This is a genomic window from Luteimonas sp. A277, assembly GCF_054052045.1.
Genome location: NZ_JBSVRG010000004.1, coordinates 85,760 through 105,586 on the forward strand (window position 1 = coordinate 85,760; position 19,827 = coordinate 105,586).

The 19,827-nt window shown below is 68.9% G+C and carries 14 protein-coding genes; 4 read left to right on the forward strand and 10 right to left on the reverse strand.

All coding sequences use genetic code 11. The features are described from left to right. Positions 1–21 precede the first annotated feature (21 nt). From ACW7G2_RS05375 to pilG, 3 genes are read right to left on the reverse strand one after another with little or no spacing between them, the layout of a single operon-like run. Positions 22–549: a chemotaxis protein CheW gene (locus ACW7G2_RS05375; protein ID WP_456973743.1), complete on the reverse strand. Its 528-nt coding sequence runs from the start codon at positions 547–549 to the stop codon at positions 22–24. Between the two features lie 32 nt (positions 550–581). Beyond that, complete coding sequence (locus tag ACW7G2_RS05380) at positions 582–953, reverse strand: response regulator (protein ID WP_456973490.1); 372 nt, start codon at positions 951–953, stop codon at positions 582–584. A 19-nt stretch (positions 954–972) separates the two neighbouring features. Then, complete coding sequence (pilG, locus tag ACW7G2_RS05385; protein WP_456973492.1) at positions 973–1,374, reverse strand: twitching motility response regulator PilG; 402 nt, start codon at positions 1,372–1,374, stop codon at positions 973–975. A 193-nt stretch (positions 1,375–1,567) separates the two neighbouring features. Here pilG and gshB point away from each other — a divergent pair, with 193 nt between their 5' ends. Both gshB and ACW7G2_RS05395 read left to right on the forward strand, forming a co-directional pair. After that, positions 1,568–2,512 carry a glutathione synthase gene (gene gshB, locus ACW7G2_RS05390; RefSeq protein WP_456973494.1) on the forward strand — a complete coding sequence of 315 codons (945 nt, stop codon included), beginning with the start codon at positions 1,568–1,570 and terminating at the stop codon, positions 2,510–2,512. Positions 2,513–2,522: 10 nt separating this feature from the next. Then, positions 2,523–3,401, forward strand: coding sequence for an energy transducer TonB (locus ACW7G2_RS05395; RefSeq protein WP_456973496.1), 879 nt, complete (start codon positions 2,523–2,525; stop codon positions 3,399–3,401). Positions 3,402–3,426: 25 nt separating this feature from the next. On the opposite strand, the gene tsaB is transcribed toward ACW7G2_RS05395, so the two are convergent. From tsaB to mrcB, 4 genes are read right to left on the reverse strand one after another with little or no spacing between them, the layout of a single operon-like run. Then, positions 3,427–4,128 (reverse strand): tRNA (adenosine(37)-N6)-threonylcarbamoyltransferase complex dimerization subunit type 1 TsaB, encoded by a 702-nt coding sequence (tsaB, locus tag ACW7G2_RS05400; RefSeq protein WP_456973498.1) that lies wholly within the window; start codon positions 4,126–4,128, stop codon positions 3,427–3,429. Positions 4,129–4,152: 24 nt separating this feature from the next. Further along, positions 4,153–6,177, reverse strand: coding sequence for an ATP-dependent DNA helicase (locus ACW7G2_RS05405; protein ID WP_456973500.1), 2,025 nt, complete (start codon positions 6,175–6,177; stop codon positions 4,153–4,155). 46 nt (positions 6,178–6,223) lie between these two features. After that, positions 6,224–6,754 carry a hypothetical protein gene (locus tag ACW7G2_RS05410; RefSeq protein WP_456973502.1) on the reverse strand — a complete coding sequence of 177 codons (531 nt, stop codon included), beginning with the start codon at positions 6,752–6,754 and terminating at the stop codon, positions 6,224–6,226. Between the two features lie 2 nt (positions 6,755–6,756). Continuing rightward, a complete protein-coding gene (gene mrcB / locus ACW7G2_RS05415) occupies positions 6,757–9,201 on the reverse strand; it encodes a penicillin-binding protein 1B (RefSeq protein ID WP_456973504.1) in 2,445 nt (814 codons plus the stop codon). Between the two features lie 124 nt (positions 9,202–9,325). Between mrcB and ACW7G2_RS05420 the strand changes: the two genes are divergently transcribed. Next, a complete protein-coding gene (locus ACW7G2_RS05420; RefSeq protein ID WP_456973506.1) occupies positions 9,326–11,431 on the forward strand; it encodes a glycosyltransferase in 2,106 nt (701 codons plus the stop codon). Here ACW7G2_RS05420 and ACW7G2_RS05425 read toward each other — a convergent pair. Further along, on the reverse strand, positions 11,428–12,960 hold the full coding sequence (locus tag ACW7G2_RS05425) for a hypothetical protein (RefSeq protein ID WP_456973508.1): 1,533 nt from the start codon (positions 12,958–12,960) through the stop codon (positions 11,428–11,430). The two genes, ACW7G2_RS05420 and ACW7G2_RS05425, sit on opposite strands and share 4 nt — an antisense overlap. A gap of 78 nt (positions 12,961–13,038) precedes the next feature. After that, positions 13,039–15,252 (reverse strand): RelA/SpoT family protein, encoded by a 2,214-nt coding sequence (locus ACW7G2_RS05430; protein WP_456973510.1) that lies wholly within the window; start codon positions 15,250–15,252, stop codon positions 13,039–13,041. Here ACW7G2_RS05430 and ACW7G2_RS05435 point away from each other — a divergent pair. Beyond that, a complete protein-coding gene (locus tag ACW7G2_RS05435) occupies positions 15,251–15,751 on the forward strand; it encodes a hypothetical protein (RefSeq protein ID WP_456973512.1) in 501 nt (166 codons plus the stop codon). The genes ACW7G2_RS05430 and ACW7G2_RS05435 overlap by 2 nt on opposite strands. Before the next feature lie 3 nt (positions 15,752–15,754). Here the strand turns inward: ACW7G2_RS05435 and hrpA are convergent, their stop codons facing one another. Further along, positions 15,755–19,762 carry an ATP-dependent RNA helicase HrpA gene (gene hrpA, locus ACW7G2_RS05440; protein WP_456973514.1) on the reverse strand — a complete coding sequence of 1,336 codons (4,008 nt, stop codon included), beginning with the start codon at positions 19,760–19,762 and terminating at the stop codon, positions 15,755–15,757. Between the last annotated feature and the right edge of the window lie 65 nt (positions 19,763–19,827).

Here is a 19,827-nt window from a genome sequence, read left to right on the forward strand (position 1 = left end):
CCAGTTGCTATGCGATGCGGCTTACGCCGCGGCCTGTCTGAATTCGGGTGTGCGCGAGAGCCGGTCAAGACTGAAGATCCCCCACGCGTGCGCTTCCAAGCGGTAGGCCCGCTCGATGAAATGCGCGTACCGCCCTTGTGCCAGCTCGTCGGCCGGCGTGTCCTGTTCGTCCTGGAAGCTGCGCTGGCCGTACATTTCATCGATGGTCACGGCCACGTTCCCGCCCGGCTGGCGCACGATCAGCACGCGCTGGTCCTCGTGCAGCACCGTGCGCTCGCCTTCCAGGAACTGTTTGAGGTCAACGATCGGCAGCAGGTTGCCGCGGATGTTGCCCACGCCCAGCATCCACGGCTGCGAACCAGGCACCGGCGTGACCTGCGGCATCGGCAGCACTTCCAGCACTTCATGGAAGCCTGATGCGAGGCGACGGCTGCCAATCCGGTAGCCCACGCCACGCCACAGCCCGGGCGCGTCCAGCTGCTCCGGAAGACCGGGCTCATGCGCCAGCGACCGCCGCTCGTAATCGAGCAGGATCGCGAACGGATCAATGGCGCCGGCGCCCGTGTTGGCGCGCTGCTTGTTCACTTGGCGCCGCCAAGCAGCCCGTTGATGGTCTCGACCAGCTCGGCTTCGGCCGGCGGCTTGACGAGGTAGCCGCGGGCGCCCTGGCGCATGCCCCAGGCGCGGTCTGTTTCCATGCCCTTGGTGCTGACGATCACCACCGGGATATGGTCGGTCTCGGTATCGCGCGACAGCGCGCGCGTGGCCTGGAAGCCGTTCATGCCCGGCAGCACGATATCCATGATCACCAGGTCGGGCTGCTCGCGCTTGCACAGGACGATGCCGTCCTCGGCGCTGCTGGAGGCAAGCACCTGGTGGCCGTTGCGCTCAAGCAGCTGGGTCAACACCGCCGTGTCGGTCGGCGAGTCTTCGATCAACAGGATTCGTGCCATGGATGTGCCTGCCCCCCGGTCAGGCGTGGACGTGCTTGCGGATGGCGTCGAGGAGTTCCTCGCGCGTGAATGGTTTGGTGACGTACTGCTCCGAGCCCACGATCCGTCCACGGGCCTTGTCGAACAGGCCGTCCTTGGACGAAAGCATGATCACCGGCGTGGACTTGAACAGCTGGTTGTTCTTGATCAACGCGCAGGTCTGGTAGCCATCCAGGCGCGGCATCATGATGTCCACGAAGATGATCTGCGGCTGCTGGTCGGCAATCTTGGCCAATGCCTCGAAGCCATCCACCGCGGTGGTTACTTCCGCCCCCTCCCTGCGGAGCAGCGTCTCGGCGGTGCGACGGATCGTCTTCGAGTCGTCGATCACCATGACCCGCAAGCCCTGGAGGCTGCCGGGCGGTGTGTCTTCTACGGTCATCTAAGTCTTCCCCTGGCGCGGCGCCCCCGGTTTCCCCGTGTGCCGCTGCAACCCGACCATATATCCCAATCGGCGACCGGACTGTCAAGCACGCGGAGCACTTTACCCCCGATCCGTGAACCCCGTCAGCCTCTGGCCGGACACCTGCTGCTGGTAACATCACGACCTCCCATCGCCACCGGTAGCGCAGCCCATGACGCTTGATGTCATCGTCATCATGGATCCGATCAGCGCGATCAACGCTGCCAAGGATTCCACCTTCGCAATGCTGCTCGCTGCCCAGCGCCGCGGCCACCGCCTGCATTACGTGCTGCCCGGTGGGCTGTCGCTGAATGGAGGGATTGCGCAGGCACGCATGGCTGCGCTGTCCGTGCAGGACGATCCGGAAGACTGGTTTGAACTGGGCCCGGAGTCCAGCCGCGCGTTCGGCCCCGGCGATGTTGTCCTGATGCGTCGCGACCCGCCGGTGGATGCCGAGTATGTCTACGACACCCAGATCCTGGGACTTGCCCAGGCCGCCGGTGCGCGCGTGGTCAACGATCCACAGGGCCTGCGCGACCTCAATGAAAAACTGGCGGCACTGGAATTTCCCCAGTGCTGCCCGCCAACGCTGGTATCGCGCAGTTCCAAGGAACTGAAAGCATTCGTTGCCGAGCATGGCGATGCCATCCTCAAGCCGCTGGACGGCATGGGCGGGCGTTCGATATTCCGCACCAGCCCCTCGGACCCGAACATCAACGTGATCCTGGAGACGCTCACCGACGGCAACCGCCGCACGGCAATGGCGCAGCGCTACCTGCCGGAGATCGTGGACGGGGACAAACGCATCCTGCTGGTCAACGGCGAGCCAGTGCCCTACAGCCTGGCGCGCATTCCCCAGGGCGACGACTTCCGCGGCAACCTCGCAGTGGGCGGACGCGGCGAAGGCCGGCCTTTGACTGACCGCGATCGCTGGATCGCAGCCCAGGTGGGGCCGGAAATGAAGCGTCGCGGCATGATCTTCGTCGGCTTGGACGTGATTGGTGACTGGCTGACCGAGGTCAACGTGACCAGTCCTACCTGCATCCGCGAGCTGGACGCCGAGTTCGGCCTGGATATCGCTGGCGACCTGTTCGCGGCGATCGAGGCCGGAGCGTGACGCTGCAGGCATGAGTCTGGCGATCGCTCCACCCGGCCCTCAGGTGGGCGACCAGCAACGGCTGGGGGCCACCCTGGTGCTGTCGCTGCTGCTGCACGGCCTGCTGGTGCTGGGGATCGGCTTCACCCTGGACGATGCCGCCCCGGTGGCACCAACGCTGGATGTGATCCTGACCGAGACCACCAGTCCGCTGACCCAGGCCCAGGCGGACTTCCTGGCCCAGGCCAGCAACCAGGGCGGCGGCGAGCACGAGGAAAGCCTGCGACCGCGTGAATCACAGCTCGGCCTGGCACCGCAGGACCAGCCGGGCATCGCCCCCGAGCCGCTGCGCGCGCAGTCGCCTGAGGCGCAGCCCCCGCCGCAGGCCAGGGTGATCACCAGCCACCGCGGCGAACACACCGTGGCCACGCCGGACCCCTCCCAACAAGCCGATCCCAGCGCGCTGCCACCTGGCGACGAGCGGATCGAGCGCGACATGGAAATGGCCCGGCTGGCCGCCGAGATCCACCTGCGCTCCGAACGGTACGCCAAGCGCCCGAAGCGCAAGTTCGTCTCCGCCAGCACCCAGGAATATGCCTATGCCGCCTACCTGCGCCAGTGGGTGGACCGGGTGGAGCGGATCGGCAACCTCAATTACCCCGACGAAGCCCGGCGCCGGCAGCTGGCGGGTGAGCTGGTGATCAGCGTGGCAATCCGCCGCGACGGATCGGTGGAAAGCGCGCAGGTGATCCGCTCAAGCGGCATCCACCTGCTGGACGAGGCAGCCTTGCGCATCGCCCAGCTGGCCGAGCCCTACCCGGCCCTGCCGCAGACGGAGGAAAACATCGACGTCCTCCACGTCACCCGCACCTGGCAGTTCCTGCCGGCAGGAACCCTGGTCGACAGCTGATCGGCCACGCGTTTTCGCAATCGCGTCAACGTGCGGCGCGCAAGGCCCGCTGTTCTTCCAGGGTCAGGGCCACGTTGTCGCGCAGGTAAGCGGGTTCGACCAGTTCCGGCGCAACCAGCTCGCCGCGCGAAAATGCCTGGACCGCAAGCCGGGCGACATCACCCGCCCCGGGCAGCGCGGTGGCATCCACGCTGCCCAGCCACGACCCCAGGGTTGCCTGCAGGGCGCCCTCGACCGCAGCAAAGCCGGTACCCACGCCGTGCCACCCACGGTCATCGCTTGCGGGCAGCTGCACTGCATCAGGGGCGCACACGGTTTCCGGCCCCAGCGCGACCAGATCGGTACCGGCACGTTCGAACGTGCCTGCGTAGACCTCACCCATGCGCGCATCGATCGCCGCGAGCACTTTCCCCGGCCCCTCGGCGCGCAGGGCCAAAGCGGCCAGGGTCGAGACGGGCAGCATCGGCAGATCCAGCGCCAGGGCGATGCCCTGGGACAGTGCGATGCCAAGGCGCACACCGGTGAACGCGCCAGGCCCTCGCCCGACGGCCACCGCGTCCAATTGCGAACGGGCCATGCCGGCTTCGGCCAGCAGGTCCTGTGCCCACGGCAGCGCCAGTTCGGCGTGGCGGCGCGGCGCGATTTCAAAGCGCTCCAGGACATCGCCATCGCACCACAGGGCGACCGAGCACGCTTCGGTGGAAGTTTCGAATGCGATCAGCTTCATTGGAGCAGGTTCATTGGGACAGTTTCATTCAAAGAAGGCCTGTACCTGCGCCACATCGCGGGTCACCGCGAACGGTGGCATGGAGTCCATGAACACCCGGCCGTAGCCCTTGCCGGTCAGGCGCGGATCGCACAGCACCAGCACGCCGCGGTCGCGCTCGCTGCGGATCAGCCGGCCGACGCCCTGCTTGAGCGCGATCACCGCCTGGGGCAGCTGCTCATCGGTGAACGGGTTGCCCCCGGCACGGCGGATCGCATCCAGGCGCGCTTCGAACACCGGGTCGTCCGGCGCGGCGAAGGGCAGCTTGTCGATCACCACCACGCTCAGCGCATCGCCGGCCACGTCCACGCCCTCGCGGAAGCTGGCCGCTCCGAGCAGCACGCCATTACCGGAATCGCGAAAGCGCTGCAGCAGCACGTTGCGCGGCGCTTCGCCCTGTACGAACAGCGGCCAGGGCGCGTCGGAAGCGCGCAGCAACGAGGCGGTTTCACGCAGCGCCCGATGCGAGGCGAACAGAAGAAATGCGCGCCCCTTGGAAGCGTGCAGCACCGGCAGCACGGCGTCGAGCATCGCCCGGCTGAACTCGCGCGCTCCGGGCGGCGGCAGGCGCTGGGGCAGGTAACACAGCGCCTGGGTGGGCCAGTCGAACGGGCTGGGTGCCAGCAAAGTGCGCGGCTCGTCCAGCCCGAGCCGGGCGGCAATGTGGTCAAAGCGGCCGTCGACGGCCAGCGTGGCCGAGGTGAACACCCAGGACGCGCGTGAGGCTTCACGATGGGCACGCAGCGGTCCGGCCACGTCCAGCGGGGTGCGCTGCAGGCGGAAGCCGCGCGGCGACAGTTCGTACCAGCGCACGGTATCGGCGTCGGCGGGGAGCTGTGCCGACGCCATTCCGGCGGTTTCGGCCTCGGGCAGGCCCATGTCGCCGCTGTCGATCTCGCCGTCGGAAGTCTTTTCACCGCGCCAACGCCCAAGCCGGCCGATGGCCTCGACGGCGCGTGCGTGGCAGGCATCCATGCCCGGCGATGCCTCACGCAGCGGGCCCAACGCCTGCGCCAGTTCGCGCAGCCGGAGATCCAGGCCATCCAGCCCTTCGCCCACCGCCGCCTCACCGTCCAGGCGCCGCTGGGTACCCCGCGGCGGCAGCGGCTCCATCTGCGCCCGCAGGGCGCGTACGGCCTGCTCCAGCGCCTGCGCCGGTCCCTGCAGGATCGCCAGCGCGGTTGGCACCTCCTTGCACTCCAGCAGCGCCTCGCGGGCCAGCTCCACCAGCGGCCGCGCGCTCAGCGATTCGCCGAAGAACTGGGCGGCGAGCTCCGGCAACTGGTGGGCCTCGTCGACCACGAATGCTTCCGCGCCTGGGAGGATCTCGCCAAACCCCTCCTGCTTGAGCGCCAGATCAGCCAGCAGCAGGTGATGGTTGACCACCACCAGATCGGCGGCCTGGGCCCGCTGCCGGGCCTGGACAACGAAGCATTCGTTGTAGAACGGGCATTCCGTACCCAGGCAATTGTCGACGGTGGAAGTGACCATCGGGATCACCGGCGAGCCTTCGGGCAGCGCCTCCAGTTCGGCCAGGTCCCCCATGCGGGTACGCCCGGCCCACGCCACAACCCGCTGGAACAGCGCCGCCTGTGCACCGGTGGCCATGCGCGGCTCGGTTTTGGCCAGCTCAAGCCGGTGATGGCACAGATAGTTGGAGCGGCCTTTGAGCAAAGCGGTCCGCAGCCCGGTGCCCAGCGCGTCACGCACCGCCGGCAGGTCGCGGTGGTACAGCTGGTCCTGCAGCGCGCGGGTTCCGGTGGAAACGATGGTCTTCAGCCCGGACAGCAGCGCAGGGACCAGATAGGCATAGGTCTTGCCGGTACCGGTGCCCGCCTCGGCCAGCAGGCTGTCGCGGCGGCCGAAGGCTTCGGCCACCGCTACCGACAGTTCCTGCTGGGCCGGCCGCGGTACGAAACCAGGCAGCGCCGTGGCCAGCGCCCCGTCCACGCCCAGCGCGTCGCGGACCGAATCCGGCAGCACAGGCGCCTCGAGTTCGATCACAGTCATGCCCCCATCCCGGCGCGGCCCACTCGTCCCATGGCGTCCGACATCTTCAATAGCGCTCCGGGCCAGTCACGCGGCAGTCCTCGATCTGCGCGCGCGCCGATGTCGCGCCCGCGGCGTCACCCTCGCGCAGGCGCAGCTGCTCGAGCGTCGCCCAGTGGCGCCTGCACAGCGGGCCCACCTGGCTTCCCAGCGCATAGGCGCGCTCTGCCAACGTGCCGGCCAAGGCGAAGTCCTGCTGCAACAGGGCAAGTTCGGCCCGCTCCTGCAGCAGCGCCGGATCCCCTTCCACTTCTTCCAGCGCGAGGTCCAGGGCGCGCACAGCGCTCGCGATGTCGCCGGCCGCTTCCAGTCGTTCGGCATCGGTGCGCAGATCCTCGATGCGCGGGTCGCGCCACGGCTGCACGGCCAGCTCGGCCTCATCCGCGGCGCCTGCGGCCCGCACCGCGGCCACCATTGCAGCGGCCCCGATTGCTGACGGCGTTCCAGCCTGCGTTCGGCGCGAATCGGGCGAACCCGTGCAGCCGGCCACCAACACGAAGGCGATCACGGCTGCGGAAAAACGGAGATTACGAATCATGGTTACAGGGGTACGGGCTCGGGGGAAGGAGTGTCCTGGCGGGCAGGTGCGTCGGCCTCCGGCTCATCCAGGCCGAACCAACTGCGCCAGCCGCGTCGGGCTGGCCGTGGCTCGGCACCTGCGCGCGCCGGGTCTGCGTGGTCCTGTGCGGAATCGGCCGAATCGGACAGCCCATGATCGCAGGGCTGGTAAGCCGGCGCGAATCCGGGCACGAAGGCGTAGCGGCGCACCTGCGGACAATCCGCGTCGGTGCTGTAGCCGTGCGCCACCCAGCGCCAGTCCAGCCCGCCTTCACCCACTTCCAGCGGCGCGCTGGGCAGACGCGCGAACATGTCCGACCACACCCGCATGGCGCCGGTAGCGCCATACAGCCCGGTGGCCTGGTTCTGGTCGTTACCCATCCACGCCACGGCCAGGTGGTCACCCGTCCAGCCGGCAAACCAGCTGTCGCGGCCATCGTTGCTGGTACCGGTCTTGCCGGCCGCCTGCAGGTGGCCGAGGCCATCGTTGACCAGCTGCCTCGCCGTGCCCGAGGTGACGGCGCGCTGCAGAGCCAGGGTGACAAGCCGCACTGCCACTGCGTCGCCGGCCTGGGCCTCGGTCACGCTCTCGTCGTAGCGGCTGACCGTGCGGCCGTCCTCGTCGATCACCCCCCGCACCATTCGCAGCGTCTGGAACTCGCCGCCCGAGGCCAGGAACTGGTACAGCTGCGCCATGGCATAGGGGCTCTGGTCGAGCGACCCAAGGATCAGCGCTGGGTTGGGCTCGGCGCGGACCCCGGCCAGGGTGCTGATCAGCTCGGCCAGTCGCCGCGGGTGGATCTGCATGCCCAGCCGCACCGTGGCCTGGTTATAGGAGTTGGCCAGCGCATCCATCAGCGACACCACGCCATGGCTGCGGTTGTTGGCGTTGGCCGGGGTCCAGCGTTGGCCGTTGGGCAGGACCACGGTCACCGGGGCGTCATCGATCGGACTTGCCAGCGACCAGTCGCCAGGCAGGGCCAGCGCCAGCAGGTAGACGAATGGTTTGAGCAGCGATCCCACGGGTCGATGGGCATCGATCGCGCGGTTGAACCCGTGCTCGGAAGGGTCGCGGCTGCCGATCACGGCCAGCACATCGCCGTTGTGCACATCGGTAAGCACCATGCCTGCCTGCAGTTCCGGGCGGCTTTCGGTGCTGAGTGATTCGATGGTCCGCCGGACGGCCCCCTCTGCGTAGCCCTGCGCGGAAGGCGACATCGCCGTCATGACCCGCAGGCCCGCGCCCTGCAGTCTGTTGGTGGGGTATTCGGACGCCAGTTGCCGCCGCACCAGATCCACGTAGGCGGGGAAGCGGTTGGCGGCCAGGCTGCCGGGCCGATCGCTCACCCCCAGCGGGGCGGCCAGCGCGCGGCGATATTCCTCTTCCACGATCAGTCCGGTGGCGTGCATCTGGGCCAAGGCGAAATCACGCCGTTCGCGGGCGCGCTCCGGATGGCGGCGCGGATCATAGTACGAAGGCCCCCGGATCATCCCGACCAGCAGCGCAACGTGCTCGGTATCGAGTTCCTCCAGCCAGCGCCCGAACCAGAACTCGGCGCCAGCGGCCACGCCGCGGATCTCCTGCGCGCCGCGCTGGCCCAGGTAAACCTGGTTCAGGTAGGCCTCCATGATCTGGCTCTTGTCATAACGCGACTCGAGCAACAGCGCATAGATGATCTCGTTGAACTTGCGCGACCAGGTCTGTTCGCGGCCGATCCCGAGCACGCCCGAACGCGCCAACTGCTGGGTGAGCGTGCTGCCCCCCTGGCGGGTGGAGCGGCTGCGCAGGTTGACCCATGCGGCGCGCATCATCCCGCTCAGGTCGATGCCGTGATGGCGGGCAAAGTCGCGGTCTTCCACCGCTTGGAGCGCGTCGGTCAGCAGCAGCGGCACATCTTCAACCCGCACCAGCCGGCGCTCTTCCTGGTTGGCGCCGTACAGCGTGGCGATCCGGGCCGGATCCAGCCGGGCCTGCTCTAGTGGCGCTCCATCATCTGGACCGCGCAGGCGCGATACGCGACCCCCAGACACCCTGACCTGCAGCTGCGACGCGGCCACCGGGCCGGCCACGTCGAGGAAGCCGCGGCTGGAAATGCGCCAATCCCCGTCGTTTTCGAGCCAGGTCCCGGCACGGACCCCGTCGCCTTCGCGGTAACCGGCCGCCTGCAGCTCATGGCGCAGGGTCTGCGCATCCAGTGCCAAACCGGCCTCAAGCTGCAGCGGGCGTGCGTACACCCTGGTCGGTTCCTGCCAGCTCCAGGCGCCGAACTGCTGCTCCAGCTGCTTGTTCAGGTACAGCGCGTAGGGAACCAGGAAACCCAGCCCCAGGCCAACCGACGCCAGCGCTGCAATCAGCAGCCTGCGCCGCCAACGGCTGAGCGGGCTGCGCGGCGTTTCATCGTCTTCGTCGTACTGGATTCGGGCCATGGAACCTCTTTCCCGCCATGGCAGGAGCCGGCTAATGCAACAATATTGATCGCGCGCAGTCTAGCCTAGCGCTCTGGCAGGCTGTTTCGCACGTACCCTTTCAGTCAGCTGGAGTTCCAGACCCATGCCGTTTTCCCTGGCCGATGCGCGATTCGCGCTCGACCGCGCCGTCGGCCTGCTTCGCCGCGGCGTCGCCAGCCTGCGCACCCGCGGCTGGCGCCCCACCTGGCAGCGGGTCACCGCCCAGCTCGGGCTGCTGGCGCCGCCGCAAAGGCACGCGCTGCTGGAGGCCGATTACAGCCCGTTCCAGGCGCTGCGCGTCCCTCGCGACCAGCAGCCCCGGGCCAGCATCGTGATCCCGGTGTACAACGAGTTCGAACACACCCTGGCGTGCCTGCGCGCGATCGCCGCGGCACCGCCAGCCGCCGGCATCGAGATCCTGGTGGTTGATGACGGATCCACGGACCAGACCGCGGCAGCCCTGCCCCAGGTCGAGGGCCTGCGCTACCACCGCCGGGCTGCAAACGGCGGCTTCATTGCCGCCTGCAACGACGGTGCCGCCCAGGCTTCGGGCGAGTACCTGGTGTTCCTGAACAATGACACCGTGCCCCAGCCGGGCTGGCTGGACGCGCTGCTGCGCAGCTTCACCGAGCATCCCGGTGCCGGCCTGGTGGGCGCCCAGCTGCTGTACCCGGACGGGCGGCTGCAGGAATCCGGCGGCCGGGTGCTGCGCGACGGGCGTGCCGAGAGCCGCGGCCGGTTCGCCGATCCCGATCATCCCCTGCTGCGTTTCGCCCGCCCGGTGGACTACTGCTCGGGCGCCGCTCTGGCGATCCGGCGGTCGCTGTTCGAAACGCTGGGCGGCTTTGATCCACGCTATGCCCCGGCCTACTACGAAGACACCGACCTGGCTTTCCGCGTGCGTGCGGCCGGACACCATGTGCTGTGCCAGCCGGACGCGCGGGTGGTGCACGTGGAAGGCGTCAGCGCCGGCACGGACCTGTCCAGCGGCATGAAATCCTCGCAGCTGCGCAACCAGCCGGTCTTTGCAGAGCGCTGGGCCGCGGAACTGCAAGCGCACCCGCAGACCGCCCCCGATCCGCTGCAAGCCGATGATGACGGCCGACCCGTGATCCTGGTGATCGACGCGCTCACCCCCACGCCGGACCGCGATTCCGGCTCGCTGCGGATGGTGAACCTGATGCGCCTGCTGCGCGACGAAGGCGCGCACATGGTGTTCGTGCCTGCCGACCGGCGTCACGTCGGGGAAGATACCGAGCGCCTGCAGCGGCTGGGGATCGAAACCTGGTATGCGCCACATATGGGCCGCCTGGCGGCCTGGCTGCGGACCCATGGCCCGCGCTTTTCCAGCGTGATCGCCAGCCGCCACTATGTGGCCGGCAGCCTGCTGCCGCTGCTGCGCAGGTATGCGCCGCAGGCCCAGGTGGTGTTTGACAGCGTGGACCTGCACTACCTGCGCGAGCAGCGTGCGGCCGATCTGGCCGGCGATGAAGCGCTGCAGCGAGCCGCAGCCCGCACCCGCACCCTGGAACTGGGGGTGATGGCGCGAAGCGACGTGACCCTGGTGGTCAGCCCGGCCGAGCAGGAGCTGCTGGCCCGCGATGCACCCGAGGTGCGGGTGGAGCTGGTGTCCAACCTGCATCGCATCGCCGGCGCGGGGCTGCCGTTCGAACAGCGCCGTGACCTGGTGTTCGTGGGTGGCTTCCGCCATCCGCCCAACGTGGACGCGGTGTGCTGGTTCGTGGATTCGATCTTCCCCACCATCCGCGCGGCCCTGCCGGAGGTGCGCTTCCACTGCATCGGCGGCGACCTGGTGCCCGAGATCCAGGCCCTGGCCGATCGCGACGGGGTCATCGTGCACGGCTACGTGCCTGATATCAGTCCGTACATGGACGGCTGCCGCATCGCGATCGCGCCGCTGCGCTACGGCGCCGGGGTCAAGGGCAAGGTCAACCTCAGCATGGCCCACGGGCAGCCGGTGGTGGCCACCCGTACGGCGGTGGAAGGCATGCAGCTGCGCGATGGGCACGACGTGCTGGTGGCGGAGAGCGAGCAGGCGTTCGCCGCTGCGGTGCTGCACCTGTACCGGGACGCCACCCTGTGGATGGAGCTGAGCATCCACGGGCATGAAAACATCGAACGGCATTTTTCACCCGAGGCGGCCCGCGACACCGTTCGCGCGGTGTTTTTCAAGCCGACCGCGGATTAGCGCGAGGGCGAGGCGGAAGCCGTACGCAGGCGCTGGGCGAACTCGGCCAGGCCGGATACCGATGGGTCGATGGTCCGGGCCGATTCCAGCGCCGCGCGTGCGCCCGGCAGGTCGCCCGCTCCCAGACGCTCGTCGCCGATGGCCAGCCAGCGCTGTGCCAACCGGCGTCGCGCCGCAATCAGCTCACCGCTGTCATCGGCAAGGGCCACCCTGACATCGAGGCAGGCATTGGCCCGCCCCAGACTGTTGGCGCGCAGCTCCCGCTCGAAGCATCCAGTGGCCGCGGCCAGCAACTGTTCGCTGGCTTCCCGCACCTGCGGATCATCCGGCGCCAGGCTGCGCGCCGCGCGAAGCTTGTCGAAAGCATTCTCGCCGGGCGGGCTGAGCAGGTCGCCGCGGCTCTGGGCGGCGGCCGCCTCCGCCAGCAGCGACGCCACCAGCTCCCGGCGCTCGGCAGGAGAGTGCACCGGATCAAGCTGCGCCTGGCGCGTGCGCGCCGCGTCCACCCGCTCGGCCAGGCTCCGCACCTGGGCATCGATCGGCGCCAGCTCCCGCGCCTGGGTCAGGGCGGCATCGGCATCGGCGAAGCGGAAGTCCGCCGCCAGCCGCACCGCACGGCGCGCATGCGCCACGCCCGTCTGCACCAGACCATCGCTGGCCTGTTCGTCGCTGGGATCCATCTCAAGCAGCGCGCGGTAACGCTGCGCCGCCCGCTCCAGCTGGCCGGCGTCCAGATCCGCAGCGGCTTGGGCCAGGGTGGCATCACGCTCTTCGGTCAGGCGCGCCCGGGTATCGGGCAGGTCGACGTGACCGGGGTCGAATTCCGCGGCCACCGCGATCATGGCTGCGGCCTCGGCGAGTTCGCCGCTGCGCAGCGCGGCCCGGGCCTGTTGCAACAGCTCCGCCACCCCATCATCCCGACCTCGCAGCGCCCCCAGGTGCTCCGAGTCCAGGCGCAGGATCCGGCTGTACAGCGGCAGCGCGGAGTCCTCATCGCCGTACAGCCTGCCGGCCTCATGGGCGCGTTCGGCATTGGCCCACAGCTGCTCCAATCCGGCGCCCGCGGCCTCGCGCTTGCGCAGCGCCTCGGCAGCGGACTGCACTGCCTCGCGCGGTGCAGACAATTCCCGCGCCAGCTTGAGGGCGGCGTGCGCCTCGGGGTAGCGGCCCGCAGCGGTTTCTCGCTGGGCCTGCTCCACCGCGGCATGAGCCACGGCGGCCAGACCCTGGCGCGGCTCCGGGCGGTCCGGATCCATCGCCAACGCGGCCTCATACAGTTCGCGCGCGCCGCTGCCTTCGGGATCGCTCAGGTGCCCCCGCTGCAGCGCGGCGCCCGCCTGACGCAGGGCATCCTGGGCCGAGTTCTGGGGCCACAGTCGCTCAGCCAATGGCTGGCGCAGCACCAGCAGTGCCACCAGCAACAGCGCCGCACCCCCGGCGATCCAGCGCCAATGCTCCTGTAAGCCGCTTTGTCGCGGCGGCTTGCCGGGGTCGACCTGGGATGAATGCTGATCACGCGGGTTGCTCACGCGCAAAGCATAAGAGACTGCGCTCAATCGTGGCGTGATCGGCCGGGGCTGATGGGCGGGACCGATGGAGCGGGACCGTCAGGGCCGATAGGCCCGTTCAACCCCCGGCACCGCTTCCATCTTGCCCAGCAGCCGCGACAGCTGGCCGAAATCCTGCACCCGCACCTGCAGCCGCAGACGCACCTGGCCCGATCCCCCCAGGCGCTCGCTGTTGATTTCCTGCACGTGCGCGTTTTCCTGCGCAATCAGGTTGGACACATCCTTGAGCAGGTATCGGCGGTCCATACCCTCGACCACGATCGCTGCCTCGTGCGCACCGTCCGCATTGCCCCAGTCCACCGGCAGCGCCCGGCGTGGCTCGCGTGCGACCAGGCGCAGGTACGCCGCACAGTCGGACCTGTGCACGCTCACTCCGCGCCCGCGGGTGAGGTAGCCGCCGATCTGCTCGCCCGGCAGTGGCCGGCAGCAACCAGCCACCTGCACCAGCAGGTTGTCCACGCCCACCACGCTGAATTCTGCACTTGAGCGGGGTTTGCGCCGGGGCTGTCTGGCCACGGGGGCCGCCGGCTCGTCGCCCCGCCTGGCTTCGGCCTCGTGTTCAAGCAGCGCGCGCGCCACCTGGTGCGGGCCCACGTCACCCAGCGCCACCTGCACATACAGGTCTTCGATGCTGGCCGCGCGGAACTTGCGCAGGGCGGGCGCCGGGTCGGCCTGCTGCAGGCTCATGCGCTTGAGTTCCCGGTCCAGCAGCTCGCGTCCGTCCTGCTCGTTGCGGGCGCGGTCCAGCTTGTGGAACCAGTGGCGCACCTTTTCCCGCGAACGGCCGCTGGCCAGATATCCATTGGTCACCTGCAGCCAGTCGCGCCGCGGCTCGGCGGTCTTGCCGGTGAGGATTTCAACCCGGTCACCGCTGGCCAGCGCATGGGTGAGCGGCACGATGCGGCCGTTGACCTTGGCCCCGCGACAGCGGTGCCCGACCATGGTGTGCACGTGGTAGGCGAAATCCAGCGGCGTGGCCCCGAGCGGCAGGTCGATCACCTCACCCATCGGGGTCAGCGTGTAGATGCGGTCTTCGACCAGTTCGGTGTCCAGGGCGCTGGCCAGCGACGCATCGCCGCCTTCCTGGTGCGTGTCCAGCAGCCGCCGCATCCACTCGATCTTGCGCTCCAGCGCCGCATCGCCCGAGCCGCCCTCCTTGTAACGCCAGTGCGCGGCCACGCCGAGCTCGGCCTGCTCGTGCATCTCATGGGTGCGAATCTGCACTTCAAGGGTTTTGCCTTCCGGACCGACCACCGCGGTGTGCAGCGAGCGGTAGTCGTTGCGCTTGGGCCGCGCGATGTAGTCGTCAAACTCGCTGGGGATCGGCGCCCACAGCGCATGCACCACGCCCAGCGCGGCGTAGCAGGCTGGAACGTCGTCAACCAGAACCCGCACCGCGCGCAGGTCGTACAGCTCGCCGAACGGGATGTCCTTGGCCCGCATCTTCTTCCAGATGCTGTAGATGTGTTTGGGGCGGCCCGCGATTTCACTGCGCACGCCCTGTGCGGCCAGGGCTTCGGCCAGATCCTGCTGCACCTGCTCGATGAATCGTTCGCGGGCGCTGCGCTTGTCGGCCAGCAGCCTGGCGATGCGGCGGTAGGTCTCTGGTTCCAGATGGCGGAAGGCGAGGTCCTCCAGCTCCCACTTGAGCTGCCAGATTCCCAGCCGGTTGGCCAGCGGCGCATGGATATCCCGGGTCAGCTTCGCCAGCGCAATGCGCTCCGCATCGGGTGCCTCCGCGGCAACGCGCATCCGTGCAAGCTGCTGGGCAAGCAGGATCGGCACCACCCGCAGATCACGCACAATGGCCAGCAACAGCCGGCGCAATCCTTCCTGGTTGCCACTGCCGCCGCGTTCGGCATGCAGGTCCCAGACCTGACCGCTGGCCTGCAGGCCATCCACCAGCGCATGAACGCGCGGATGGTCCTTTTCCAGCCGGGGCATCAGCGGCGCGGCCCACTCCCTGATGGCAAAAACCACCGCGGCGCCGACCATGTCCGCATCCGCGTCCAGGCGCGCGAGCGATCCCAGCGTGTCCGCCAGCAGCGGCAGCGGCTCGTGCATCCGGATCGCGGTATGCCCCGCGTCGGCGTGCGAGCCAAGCAGGGCGCGAAGGCCGGGATCCAGCGCGGCCGTTTCCGGCAGCTCGAAAAGGGCCTGCAGCGATATGCTGGCGTGTGACACCGCCTGACCTGCCTCGGGAGTGGGGGATACGCTTACACTACTGCCGACCGTCGAAGAGGAACAGTCCATGCCCCGCCTCCGTTTAATGATCGTCGCCGTCGCGCTGGCCTGCGCCACGCCGGCCATGGCCCAGCAGGGCCTCCAGCAGCAGATGAGCGCTGAAGAGTTCCGTGCCTCCGGCCTGGACAAGCTCAGCGCCGCGGAGCTGGCGAACCTGGATCGCTGGCTGCAGCGCCAGCAGGAAGAAACCACGGTGGCGGTCGAGAGGGCGGTGGAGCAGGGTCGCGGGGAAGGGCGGGAACAGGCATTGCAGGAGGTCCAGCAAGGAGCACCGGTCCCGCCTGCGGGCCCGGTGCGCGGCATCCTCAGCGGCCAGTTCAATGGCTTTGGTCGCGGCCAGCGCTACACCCTGGACAACGGCCAGGTCTGGGAGCAGACCGATGGCACCCGCATGGACGGCGTGCGCGTGAGCAGCCCCGCGGTCACCATCAGCCCAGGTGTCCTGGGAGTGTGGTGGCTGCGGATCGATGGCTACAACACCCGCACCAAGGTGCGCCGCGTCCAGTAACCGTCAGCTGGCCTGCTGCTCCGCGCGGATCGCCTGCAGCCGCCGGGCCAGCTTTTTTGCCGACACCCCGCCGCGCACGCCCAGTTCCTGGGCGTGGATGGAGACCCGCAGCTCCTCCAGGTCGCGGCGGAACTCCAGCCATTCCGGCTCATGGCCCTGCCCCTGCAGCCCGGCTTCTTCCAGTGCCTGGACGAACGGGACCAGCTCCAGCATGCGCTGCTGGTCACGTAGCGGATCGCGCAGGGCGCGTTCGGCCCGCAGCTCCAGCGCCTGCAGGTAACGCGGGTACTCGGCCAACAGCGATTCGGGCACTTCACGCAGGAAACCGGGCGGCGCCAGCGCGGCCAGATGCGCATGCATGTCGTCCAGGTTGGCGCGCGCCCAGCCCATCAGGGTTGACTCCAGGCCGGCGCGGATCGCGGCGATCCGCTCCAGGATCTCTTCTGCCAGCTGCAACCGACGCATCGATTCGGCAGACACCCCCCGGCCGATCCGGTCCCTCACGGCGGCGAATGCATCCGCGTCGCGCACTTCGAGCAGGCCTTCGCTGGACAGGGCGGCAAAGGCGCCGTCCACCAGATCCTGGCGCAGCAGGTCGCCCGCGCGTCCGCCACCGCCCGCCTCGATCGCCGCGTACAGCAGCGCGGTCCGCGGATTGACCGGCAGCTGCTTGCGCACCTGGCGCAGCTTCACTTCCAGGGCAATGCGCAGCAGGCGCCGCACACCCTGTGGATGCAGGCGGCGGGCCTGCGCTGGATCGGCATATACCGCCAAGGCGGCAGTTTCCCCGTCGTCGGACAGCGCCGGATACGCCGCCACGCCGCCCGCCCCGGGTACGGACATGGGCACCGGCTCTTCCGGGAACGAGGTCAGTCCCTGCCTGGCCATGCCCCGGGCCGCGCGGGCGGAAAACGCTTCGGCGGCACGCTTGCCGAACCGGGCACGCAGCTCTTCAAGGCTGCGCGATTCGGCCAAGACATTCCGACCGTCGGCATCCAGCAGCCGCAGATTCATGCGCAGGTGCGGATCCAGCGCGGATTCATCGAATTCGGTGCCCTGTATCGCCACCCCGGTCATCCGCTGCAGGAACCTGGCCAGCGTGCCGGCAAAATCGTCCGCCTCAGGCCGCTCATGTGCATGGGCGAAGGCATTGGCGAAGTCCGGCGCCGGCACGAAATTGCGGCGCAGCGCCTTGGGCAGGGAGCGGATCATCGCCGTGGCCTTGTCCAGATAGAAGCCCGGCGCCAACCAGCTCAGGCGCGCCGGGTCCAGCGCGTTGAGCAGGTGCAGCGGCACCACCAGGGTCATGCCATCGTCGGGCGCACCCGGCTCAAAGCGGTAAAGAACGTCCAGACGCGCATCACCCAGGGCGATGACGGGCGGGAAGCGGGACGCGTCGCTTTCCTCGGCCACCAGCAGGTCGTCGCGGCTCCATTCCAGCGCCCGCCGCTCGGCCTTGGAAGCCTTGCGATACCAGGCGTCCAGCGAACGTGCATCGACGATCTCACCCGGAATGCGCTGGGCATACCACTGCGTCATCCAGTCTTCGTCCACCACCAGGCCGACGCGGCGCTGCTTGGCTTCCTCTTCCAGCGCACTCTCCAGCGTGGCCATGTTGCGCGCCAGGAACGGGCTGCGCAGGTTGACCTCGCCGCGCGCAAGGCCATCGCGCAGAAAAATGTCCCGCGCCTGGTCCGGATACAGACGGCCGTAATCCACCGGCTTCTTCGGCGCCAGCACCAGGCCGAACAGGCTGATCTGCTCGCTGCCGATCACCCGCCCCTGCGACCGGGCCCAGCGCGGGTCGTGGTGCCGGCGGGCCAGCAGGTGCGGCAGTTCGGCAATCACCCACTCGGGTTCGATCGCAGCGTTGGTCAGCGCCCACACCCGCTCGGTGTCCAGCAGCGTTGCCGACAGCACCCACGGCGGCGGACGGCGCGCCAGCACCGAGCCGGGAAAGAGCTGAAACTTGCGCCCACGCGGACCGTCATACAGGCCGCGATCCACGCGCTGGCCTACCTGCGTCGGCAGACCGGCAATCACGGCGCGATGCAGGGTGGCGTAGCGGGCAGCGGCTTCCTTGCTCTCGGGACCATCCGGCGCACCATCCTTGTCCGGCCCGGCCGCTTCCCATCCCAGTTCGGTGCACTGCAGCTTGAGCTGCCGATGCAGCTCGCGCCATTCGCGCATGCGCAGGAACCCGAGGAAATTGCGCTCGCACCAGCGCCTGAGCTGCGACTGGGTCGAATCCGCATGGGCCTGGCGATAGGCTTCCCACAGCTTGAGGATGCCGACGAATTCGGACTTCGGATCGGCAAACTCCGCGTGGGCGTTGTCGGCCGCGGTGCGCTGATCGGCAGGACGCTCGCGCGGATCCTGGATGCCCAGGAACGAGGCCACCACCAGCATCTCGCGCAGGCACCCGTGGGCGTGGGCGGCCACCAGCATCCGCGCCAGCTTCACGTCCAGGGGAAGCCGCGCCATGGAGCGGCCGATCGCCGTGAGGCGGCGTGATTCATCCACCGCGCCCAGCTCGGTCAGCTGCTGCCAGCCGTCGGCCACGGCCCGCGGATCGGGCGGATCGATGAAGGGGAAATCCTCGATCAGCCGGGGACTCGCCTTTGCCTCGGCCTGTCCACGCCTGCGCCGGCCACCGCCCCTGGTTTCGCCCAGACCCAGCGAGAGCATGCGCAGGATCACCCCGGCCAGGGCGGCGCGGCGGATTTCCGGGTCGGTGTATTGCGGCCGGGCGAGGAAGTCCGCCTCGCTATAAAGGCGGATGCAGGTGCCCGGTGCCACGCGGCCGCAGCGTCCCTTGCGCTGGTCGGCGCTGGCCTGGGAGATCGGCTCCACATGCAGCCGGTCCAGCTTCAGCCGCGGGCTGTAGCGCTTGACCCGTGCCAGGCCGGGATCGACCACGTAATGGATCCGCGGCACGGTCAACGAGGTTTCGGCCACGTTGGTAGCCAGCACGATGCGCCGCTTCGGGCCGGGATTGAACACCCGGTCCTGGTCGCGCACCGACAGCCGCGCGTACAGCGGCAGCACCTCGGTGTGGCGGTACTTGCGCTTCTCCAGCGCCCGATGGGCATCGCGGATTTCGCGCTCGCCAGGCAGGAATATCAGGGTGTCGCCGGTGCCGCGCTCGCGCATGATTTCATCGCAGGCCGCGACCACGCCGTCGACCACCGTGCGTTGGCCTTCCTCTTCGCCCTCGCCCTCCAGCGGGCGCCACCGCACCTCGACCGGGTAGCCGCGTCCTTCCACATCCACTACCGGCGCGTCAGAGAAATGTTCGGCGAACCGCCCGGTATCGATGGTTGCCGAGGTGACGATCAGGCGGAGGTCGGAGCGCCGCTGCAGCAGCTGCTTCAGGTAACCCAGCAGGAAATCGATGTTGAGACTGCGCTCGTGCGCCTCGTCGATGATCAGCGTGTCGTAGGCCGAGAGCCAGGGATCGGAAGTAATTTCCGCCAGCAGGATGCCGTCGGTCATGAATTTGATCGCGGTGCGATCGCTGACCCGGTCATTGAAACGCACCTGGAAGCCGACTTCCTCGCCCAATGGCACGTCGAGCTCTTCGGCCACGCGACGCGCCACTGCCCGGGCCGCGATCCGGCGCGGCTGGGTGCAGCCGATCATCCCCGCCGCCCCCCGGCCCGCGGCCAGGCACAGCTTGGGAAGCTGGGTGGTCTTGCCGGAACCCGTTTCGCCAGCCACCACCACCACCTGGTGGTCGCGAATCAGCTCCACGATGCGCTCGGCTTCCGCGGCGATGGGCAGCCCGGTATCCACGCTGGGCCTGGGCAACCGGGCGGCCCGCTGCTCCCGCTCCTGCACGGAGGCCTGCAACGCCTGCTCGAACCGCTCGCGGGCATCATCCCCGGCAGAATCCGCGTTCCACCGGTTCCACAGACCCATCAACCGCCCACGGTCACGCGCCAGCGCGCCGTCGATCGCGCGCCGAGCCTGTCTTGACGCGCCGGTCGCAGGACGGGAGCTAGGATTCATCGATGTGTTTGAAAATGATGATTTGGAACCGGACAAACCAGAACACATATATAGCTGTAGCAAGA

Bases quoted from the DNA above. Each gene is read 5' to 3' on its own strand.
- ACW7G2_RS05430 (WP_456973510.1), bottom strand. From the start codon at position 15,252: ATGGACTGTTCCTCTTCGACGGTCGGCAGTAGTGTAAGCGTATCCCCC.
- mrcB (WP_456973504.1), bottom strand. From the start codon at position 9,201: ATGGCCCGAATCCAGTACGACGAAGACGATGAAACGCCGCGCAGCCCG.
- tsaB (WP_456973498.1), bottom strand. From the start codon at position 4,128: ATGAAGCTGATCGCATTCGAAACTTCCACCGAAGCGTGCTCGGTCGCC.
- ACW7G2_RS05405 (WP_456973500.1), bottom strand. From the start codon at position 6,177: ATGACTGTGATCGAACTCGAGGCGCCTGTGCTGCCGGATTCGGTCCGC.
- ACW7G2_RS05380 (WP_456973490.1), bottom strand. From the start codon at position 953: ATGGCACGAATCCTGTTGATCGAAGACTCGCCGACCGACACGGCGGTG.
- hrpA (WP_456973514.1), bottom strand. From the start codon at position 19,762: ATGAATCCTAGCTCCCGTCCTGCGACCGGCGCGTCAAGACAGGCTCGG.
- ACW7G2_RS05420 (WP_456973506.1), top strand. From the start codon at position 9,326: ATGCCGTTTTCCCTGGCCGATGCGCGATTCGCGCTCGACCGCGCCGTC.
- ACW7G2_RS05435 (WP_456973512.1), top strand. From the start codon at position 15,251: ATGCCCCGCCTCCGTTTAATGATCGTCGCCGTCGCGCTGGCCTGCGCC.
- gshB (WP_456973494.1), top strand. From the start codon at position 1,568: ATGACGCTTGATGTCATCGTCATCATGGATCCGATCAGCGCGATCAAC.
- ACW7G2_RS05395 (WP_456973496.1), top strand. From the start codon at position 2,523: ATGAGTCTGGCGATCGCTCCACCCGGCCCTCAGGTGGGCGACCAGCAA.
- ACW7G2_RS05410 (WP_456973502.1), bottom strand. From the start codon at position 6,754: ATGATTCGTAATCTCCGTTTTTCCGCAGCCGTGATCGCCTTCGTGTTG.
- pilG (WP_456973492.1), bottom strand. From the start codon at position 1,374: ATGACCGTAGAAGACACACCGCCCGGCAGCCTCCAGGGCTTGCGGGTC.